6 protein-coding genes and 1 tRNA gene are annotated in these 7,787 nt (G+C 71.5%); 2 read left to right on the top strand and 5 right to left on the bottom strand.

What is annotated here, in order from left to right:
- Positions 1–596 precede the first annotated feature (596 nt).
- Positions 597–2,042, top strand: a complete 1,446-nt coding sequence (locus O7618_RS32060; RefSeq protein WP_278103946.1) for a Mur ligase domain-containing protein — start codon at positions 597–599, stop codon at positions 2,040–2,042.
- Between the two features lie 81 nt (positions 2,043–2,123).
- Here the strand turns inward: O7618_RS32060 and O7618_RS32065 are convergent, their stop codons facing one another.
- The 3 genes from O7618_RS32065 to O7618_RS32075 all read right to left on the bottom strand — a co-directional run bounded on the left by O7618_RS32065 (position 2,124) and on the right by O7618_RS32075 (position 5,286).
- The gene (locus O7618_RS32065) at positions 2,124–3,404 is read right to left on the bottom strand and encodes an IS701 family transposase (RefSeq protein ID WP_278103967.1); all 1,281 of its coding nucleotides are present in this window, start codon (positions 3,402–3,404) and stop codon (positions 2,124–2,126) included.
- Between the two features lie 82 nt (positions 3,405–3,486).
- Positions 3,487–4,896, bottom strand: coding sequence for a UDP-N-acetylmuramoyl-tripeptide--D-alanyl-D-alanine ligase (gene murF / locus O7618_RS32070; RefSeq protein WP_278103968.1), 1,410 nt, complete (start codon positions 4,894–4,896; stop codon positions 3,487–3,489).
- Between the two features lie 317 nt (positions 4,897–5,213).
- Positions 5,214–5,286: transfer RNA gene (locus O7618_RS32075), tRNA-Arg, on the bottom strand.
- 168 nt (positions 5,287–5,454) lie between these two features.
- Between O7618_RS32075 and O7618_RS32080 the strand changes: the two genes are divergently transcribed.
- Positions 5,455–6,201, top strand: a complete 747-nt coding sequence (locus O7618_RS32080; protein ID WP_278103947.1) for a hypothetical protein — start codon at positions 5,455–5,457, stop codon at positions 6,199–6,201.
- 58 nt (positions 6,202–6,259) lie between these two features.
- Here O7618_RS32080 and O7618_RS32085 read toward each other — a convergent pair whose 3' ends face one another.
- Entirely contained in the window at positions 6,260–7,285 is a 1,026-nt protein-coding gene (locus O7618_RS32085; RefSeq protein WP_278103948.1) for an alpha/beta hydrolase, read from the bottom strand.
- A 144-nt stretch (positions 7,286–7,429) separates the two neighbouring features.
- Positions 7,430–7,787 (bottom strand): HPF/RaiA family ribosome-associated protein (locus O7618_RS32090; protein ID WP_278109858.1); only part of this gene is annotated, 358 nt, incomplete at its 5' end.

Genomic DNA, 7,787 nt, shown 5'->3' on the forward strand with positions numbered 1-7,787 from the left:
GACATCGCGCAAGCCGAGCTAAACCGGCACGCGGTATCGAGTGCAGATGGACGATGCATCGGCTGTGGGTCGCTTGGGTCGTGCTCCGTCCGTGACAGCGCCGTGCGGGTGTTCCGCATCGCGCTGCGTCTACCGCGACGGGTCCCGGGAGCGACGCGTCCGGAGTTGATCGGCGCACGACGGGTGGGCGGACCGCACTACTTCGGCGTAGCGCCACGGATCGCTGCCGAGTCGGCCCCTTCTCATGGATGACGACGATGACCTGGTCCGTCCCAGGCACCGCCCGCACCGGTCGCGCCGCTTCCCCGGCGGTCGGCCATGTGCCTGCCCAACCTGCCGCACCTCGCGCAAGGGCCGCCGGCCCTCTCCTTCGCCAATGTGGCCTGGCAACTCGGTTTCCGGCCCTGGCTACCCGTCCTCGGAGGCCGAGTCGATTAACGGGCCGGCGCAGATCAATTGGACCCACGCGGCCGAGGTGATGACCCGGGGCCAGGTCGGCCGTGCCCGAGGAATCGCACGAGTGGAGGGAGGTGAACCGCTTCGTACGTCTGCTCCTGGCAACAATCCCCCAGTTCTACCGAAGGAGACACGACACCATGACTGACACGATCACTGGTAACCCGACGATCGAGGCGTACGACGGTCCGATCGACCTGTCCCGCCCGCACTTCGTGGGCGTCGGCGGCTGCGCGATGTCCGGCCTGGCCCGGCTGCTGGCCGAGATGGGCCACCAGGTCACCGGAAGCGACCTACACGACTCGGCGGCTCTCGCGGCGCTGCGTACGGCCGGCGTCCGGGTGCAGGTCGGCCACGACGCGGTGTACATCGAGGGCGCGTCGTGCGTCGTCTACACGACCGTTGCGCAGAACGCGCCGGAGGTCCGCGCGGCGCGTGTCGCCGGCATCCCGGTGGTGCACCGGGCGCAGGTTCTGGACAGGCTGGCCGCCGGGCGGCGGCTGGTGGCGGTGTCCGGGTCGCACGGCAAGTCCACGACGACCGGCATGCTCGCGCACATCCTGCGCACCCTCGGGCAGGACCCGACGTACCTCATCGGGGCCGACCTGAACGGGCCAAGCTCGGGCGCCCACCTCGGCGCGTCCCGGCTGCTGGTCGCGGAGGCAGACGAGTCGGACCGGTCGTTCCACTTCCTGGCCCCGTCAATCGCGGTCATCACCAACGTGACCGACGACCACCCGGAGAACTTCACCGACCACGCCGACGTGCTGCGCGCCTACGTCGGGTTCGGGGCGCGGATCGCACCGCACGGGTTCCTGATCGTCAACGCCGACTGCGTGGGCGCGACGGTGGCCGCCGATGTCATCGCCGCCGAGCGACCCGATCTGACGGTGCTGCGCTACGGCCGCGACCGGGCGGCGGACGTGCGGCTGCTGGACGTGCACGCCGAGGGGTGGAGCGCGTCGGGGTCGGTGCGGATGCCCAACGGCGTCGTGGTCGGGGTGACCCTGCCGCGACCGGCCACGCACCACCTGGACAACGCGGTGGCGGCCGTGGCGTGCGCGGTGGCGCTCGGGCTCGACCCCGCCGACGTGGCCGGCGCGGCGTGCACGTTCGGCGGGGTGCGCCGTCGGTTCGAGCACATCGACACCCGCTCCGGGGTGACGGTGATCGACTCGTACGCCGATCACCCGAACGAGATCGCCGCCGACCTGGACGCCGCGCGCACCCTGGCGCGGGGTCGGGTGTTCGTGGTGTTCCAGCCGTCCGGACACGCCCGGGTCCTGGCCTTCGGCAACCGCATCGGTGGGGTCTTGGCGGAGAAGGCCGACTACGTGCTGCTGCTCGACGTGCACGGCACCGTGCCGGAGGGTCGACCGATCGCGGACGGCACGGCCATCCTGGGGCGGCTGCGTGACGGCGACTACTGCCTGCCGCTCGGCCCCGACCACGCCGCCCGGATCGTCGGTCGGATGGCCGGCCGCGGTGATGTGGTGCTGACCATGGGCACCGGCGACGTCACCGGTTACGGCCCGGCGATCCTCGACGCCCTGAGCAGCCGGTCCGAGGTCGCGTTGTCCGCGTGACCTCTACGCCTGGGCGGTGACAGCGCCGGGTTCCTCGTTCAGCTTGTCCGCGAGCGCTAGTACGGCAGCCGCCATTCGTGATCATGGTGGGAATTCGAGGTTGAGGCGGCGGGCGTAGTGGGCTCGTTTGGCTCGTGCTTGGTGTCGGCGTCGCCATGTTGACCAGCGCAAACGGTAGGCGATGCTGCGGGTCGGCCGGATGAGCAGGATGTTGATCAGGCGGCGGATCTCGTTGACGGTCAGCTCGATCATGTCGGGTTGACCGTGACGGTCTGCTGTTCGGGCGTCGGCGGCGCAGATCGCGAGGACCGCGAGGGCTGCCAGGGCCAGGGTGGTGAACCGGTGCCAGGACGTCCAGCGGCGGACTTGGTGCTGGTCAAGACCGACCTGACCCTTTCCGGCCTGGAACGATTCCTCCACGACCCAACGAACTCCCGCTACCCGCACGAGCTGGGCGAGGGTGGCCGGGCCGGGTGTCCAGCAACGGTAGAAGGCCAGCTCACCGGTGGTGTTGTTGCGGCGGATCAGCAGACTGTGCCGGCCGTCGTCGTCCGAGTCGCCGTCGGCGCCGACGTCGGTCAGCCATGCCCAGTCGTAGAACCGTGGCCCTTTCGACCCGTCGCCGGCACTGCGCCGGGTCCACGCGGTGGCAGGCAGGTCGGCGGCCAGCCGGTCGGCGCGACAACGGGTCTTCCCGCCGTCGATCGGCACGAGATGATCGCAGGAGACCGCCAAGACGTAGCCGAGGCGCAGTTTGCGCAGTTCACCCCGCAGCCGAGTGTTGTTGCCGTAGGCCTCGTCCGCGGCGACCCATCGGGCCGGGACCAGGGCTTGAACAGCGGCGGTGATCATGTCGTCGGCCAGCTCGGATCGGGTGGCGAACGCGACGTCGTCCGGGACGCCGGCCTGCTCACACCGCTGTCGATCGTCGGTCCAGGACTTCGGTAGGTAGACCCGGCGGTCGATCAGGGTGTGGCCGTGTCTGCTCGCGTAGGCCAGGAACACGCCAACCTGCGCGTTCTCGATCCGCCCGGCGGTGCCGGTGTATTGGCGCTGGACACCGACGGTGTGCACACCTTTTTTCAGATCGCCGGTCTCGTCAACGACGAGGACCCCGTCGGGGTCGCCAAGCCGGTCGACGACGACCTGTCGCACGTCGTCACGCACCGCGTCGGCGTCCCACTTCGCCCGATACAGCAACCTCTGCATCGCGTCCGGCCGGCCATGCCCGGCCTGCTCCGCCAACTGCCAACACGTCTTGATTTCGATATTCGTGAGCAGCCCTGTCACGAACGCCGCCGCCGCCCGCCGCGGCTCCACCCGCCCGAACCGTCCCGCGAACGCATCGCACACCCCGGCCAGGACCTGCCGCCACCGGGCAGGGTCTACGCTGTGGCACGCGGCCACCGCCAGATCTGAAGTTATGTCCACAGCAGACAGACGATCACGCGGTGGCCGCACCTCGTCTACCGACCCCCACCAGCAACATCTCAAACGGCGGCTGCCGTACTAGGAGCCCGGCGCTGTTGGCCGCCTTGACCAACACCACATCGCCCGGCCGCAACCCGTCGCGCAGCAGTTCCCACGCCTCGGCCACGGTGCCCGCCCGGTCCACCGTCGTGCCGGTGCCGGCGGCTCCGGCCGCGTACTGCCCGGCGTCGGCTCCGCCGATGGCCACGAGCCACCCGGCCCCGACCTCGGCCACGTGCTGCCCGATCTCGCGGTGTACCTGGGCGGCGTGCTCGCCCAGCTCGGCCATTTCCCCGAGCACCGCGACCGCCCGCCGGCCGTCCTCCGTCATCGCCTTCAAGGCGCGCAACGCGGCGCGCATCGCATCCGGCGCGGCGTTGTAGGCGTCGTTGATGATCGTCACGCCGTCCGCGCGGTTGCTGACCTGCATGCGTCCCGGCGACACCGCCTCGGCCTGTGACACCGCCTCGGCTACCGCCTCAATCGGATGGCCCAAACCGAGGGCGACCGTTGCGGCGGCAAGCGCGTTGGACGCCTGGTGCAACCCGTAGAGGCGCAACCGCACGTCGGCGGCCTGACCGTCGTGCACGAGCCGGAAGGCAGCCCGGCCCAGCTCGTCCAGGGTCACATCCTCGGCGCGCACGTCGGCCGGGTTGTCGATGCCGTACGTCAGCACCCGTGCGGTGGTGCGGCTCGCCATCGCGGCAACCAACGCATCGTCGCCGTTGAGCACGGCCAACCCGCCGTCGAGGATGTCCGGTAGCGCCTCCACGATCTCGCCCTTGGCCTGAGCGATGTTCTCCACCGATCCGAACTCGCCAAGGTGCGCGTGGCCGACGCGCGTAACCACGCTGACCCTGGGCGGGGCAATCCGGGTCAGGTAGGCCACGTGCCCGATGCCACGGGCGCCCATTTCCAACACGAGATACCGGGTGTCGGCGGTCGCGCGGGTGACCGTGTAGGGCAACCCCAACTCGTTGTTGTTCGATGCCCGGTTCGCCACCGTGGCACCCCACGTCGGGAGGATCTGAGCGAGGATGTCCTTGGTCGACGTCTTGCCCACCGAACCAGTCACACCGATCACCGTGGTCTGCGGAAGTCGGTCCACGACCGCGCGGGCCAGCCTCCCGTAGGCGGCGGGCACGTCCTCCACGACCACCGCCGGCACTCCAACTGGCCGCGATGCCAGCACAGCCGCCGCGCCAGCCTCGATCGCCTGGACGGCGTAGTCGTGCCCATCGACACGCTTACCGGGTAGCGCCACGAACATCCCGCCGGGCTCTACGCGCCGGCTGTCGAACACGACCGGGGCCGCCACCGTCACCGTGTCGGGGGCGTCGTGGACGGCTCCACCGATAGCGGCGGTGATCTCTTGCAGAGTCATCGGAAGCACGAGATGAACCTACCGTGCCGAGTTCACGTCGCACCCGACCCATTGGTCCCTGTCGCTAGACGGGATGACAGCGCCCGGCAAGCCTCCGCGTGATCCTTACCGGGCATCGTCTCTTGCTGGCGGTGCGGGTTACCGATGCCGGAGTCCTCCGCCGCCGCCCGTGGCGGACAGGGTGATGCAGTCGTAGTCGGAGGCGGTCACCTTCGCGGCGTTCTCGTTGGATGAGACGTAAAAGTAGGCGAAGCCGAGCGTGTCGGCGCAGATCCGCGCGGTGCTGGTGACGGCAGGTCAAGCCTGCTGCGTGAGAGTGCGCCCGGCAGGATTCGAACCTGCGGCCTTGGGATTAGAAGTCCCCTGCTCTATCCGCTGAGCTACGGGCGCGCGTCGACGGTCGTCGCGCCAAGAGGGTACCGCCGGCTCCGGCCCGGCCGGGGGTACGGGTGGGCGCGCCCACGTCGCCGCCAGCGTCCCACGCCCGGGCCGCATCCGGCACCGGAGTTCCGGCGGGTCAAGGGCCGGCGGGCGCGCCCCGGTCCGTACCCTCGGCGGATGCTGCTCGACCAGGAAACCGAAAACGAGATCGTCTTCGAGCTGTGCAAGCACCTCGGGCGGTCGATCCTGCCCGTGGCCGGGTCGGAGCGGCCCGGCGCGCCGGCCGGCACGGTCGGCACCGCCTTCTTCTACAGCGAGCTGGTCGGCGCCACCGACGACGGGGATGTCGCGCACGAGTGGCTGCTCACCGCCGACGCGCTCACCGACCGGCCGTACGGGGAGATTCTGCTCCGGCCGAGCGTCACCGAGCCGGCCGAGGGGGCGGCGGAGCCGATCGAGCTGCCCGGTTTCGCCGACCACTGGCTGCGCCTGCCGGAGCTGGGGGTGGCCGCCATGCCCACCGGCGGGCTGCACGGGCACGCCGACGACCGGGGCTGGCGCTGGCGTACCCAGCAGGTCACCGAGGCGCTGGCCGCGCCGGCCGACGCGGTCGCCCGGATCGGCGCGGCGCCCGGCTCGGCGTTCGTGCTGGCGCTGGGCGTCGGCGACGACGGGTCGCGGCCGCTGGAGGCGGTGGTCGAGCGGGTCGCCCGGGACGCCGACGGGGTGCGGGTGACCGTCGAGCTGCCCGCCGGGTACGTGGGCGCGCCGGTCTTCACGGTGGAGGCCGGGGCGGCGGACGAGCCGGTGCCGCGCTGCCTGGGCCTGCTGCTGCCGGCCCGCGACGGCGGGCACCCGGTCGCCACGTTCGACCGCATCCGTGCGGCGCTCGCCGAGGCAGCGGAAGGAGGGGCCCCTTCCTAACGCCTCCGGTAGAGAGGGGGCCCCTTCTCACCACCTACCGAAGGAGACGGCCGGCAGTTCAGCCCTCGGCGCTCGCGTCGGCGGGTTCCTTGACCGGGCGGCGGGGGGCCGGCGGCGCGGGCTCCGGCTCGGTCGGGCCGGCGCGGAGGAAGCCCTCCGCCCACCGCCCGACCTCCGCGAAGACCTTCTCGCGTACGCCGGGGCTGGACAGCGTGAGGTCGTGCAGCCCGCCGTCGAAGCGGGCCACCGTGACGTGCCGGCCGAGGCGGGGCGCCCAGCGCACCATGTGCTCCACGTCGAGCACCGCGTCGGCCCCGGTGGCGCTCTCGTGCCACTTCGCGCCCCGGAAGCTGCGGGTCGAGCAGGCGAGCAGCACCGGGACCTCGATGCCCAGCCCGGCGCGCAGCCGGCGCTGGCCGGTGCGGATCGCGTCGAGCCAGCCGGCCCGGACCGGGAACCCGGCCAGCGGCTTCCACGCCAGGTCGTAGCGCCACTCGCCGCGGTGGTCGGCGTGCAGGCTCTCGCCGTACACGGTGCCGAGCCCGAACGGCAGGATGCGCTGCGGCGCCCGGCGGCCCAGGCGGGAGACGGCGGCCGCGAGCGGTCGACGGACCAACCAGGGAGCGTTGATATCGAAGAAGGGGCTGTTGAGCACGATGCCGTCGACCAGGCCGGCGTCGCGGCGGGCGTCCGCCCAGAGCGAGATGATCAGGCCGCCGGTCGAGTGGCCCATGGCGAGCAGCGTCTCGTGGCCCTCGTCGGCACGGATGATCTCCGCGGCGGCGTCCAGCTCGGGGAAGTAGTCGCTCAGGTCGCGGCAGAAGTTCGGGGTCTGGTGCGGGAGCAGGCTGCGGCCGTACTTGCGCAGGTCGAGGGCGTAGAAGTCCCAGCCGCGCGCGGCGAAGAAGTCGGCCACGTGGGTCTGGAAGAAGTAGTCGACGAAGCCGTGCACGTAGAGCACGGCCCGGCCGGTCGGTCGGTCGGCGCGGCGGCGGACCAGGGTCGCGACGACCGGTCCCTCGTCGTCGGTGCCCAGTTCGATCGTGCGCCGCTCGTAGGGCGCTCCCAGCACGTCCGGTTCCACGACCGCGACGGTACGCCGCCGAGCTACCCGGCGGTAGGGGTGTAAGGCCGGGCCCCCTGTTAACGCATTCGGTAGAGGAAGGGGCCCTGTTGACACCTGCGGCCGGCCCGCCCGCCGGCACCGTGCGGGCGGGCCGGGTCCGGGTCAGGCGGTTTCGGCGTCCTGGCGCAGCACGTCGTCCAGCGGGACGGGGTCGGGCTGCTCCGTCGCGCGCAGGTGCTTGTTGTTGCGCGGCTCCTGCCGAGTCTTCGCGTCGTTGAGCTTGCGGCGCAGGTCGTCCCGGACATCGTTGAGCGCGGCGTGCAGGTCCTCCTCCGTCGAGGTGGTGACGATCTTCTGCCGGCCGGCCACCCAGCACTCCAGGGTCACCTTCTGGCCCCGGGCCTCGCGGTCCTTGACCGACACCTCCAGCTCGGTGGCGTCGGCGTGGAAGCTGGCGAGCCGGGCGTCAAGCGTCGCGAACTGCTCGGCGATCCAGTTGCGGTCGCCCTGGGAGAACCCG

The sequence above is a fragment of the Micromonospora sp. WMMD980 genome, assembly GCF_029626035.1.
Lineage (GTDB): Bacteria > Actinomycetota > Actinomycetes > Mycobacteriales > Micromonosporaceae > Micromonospora.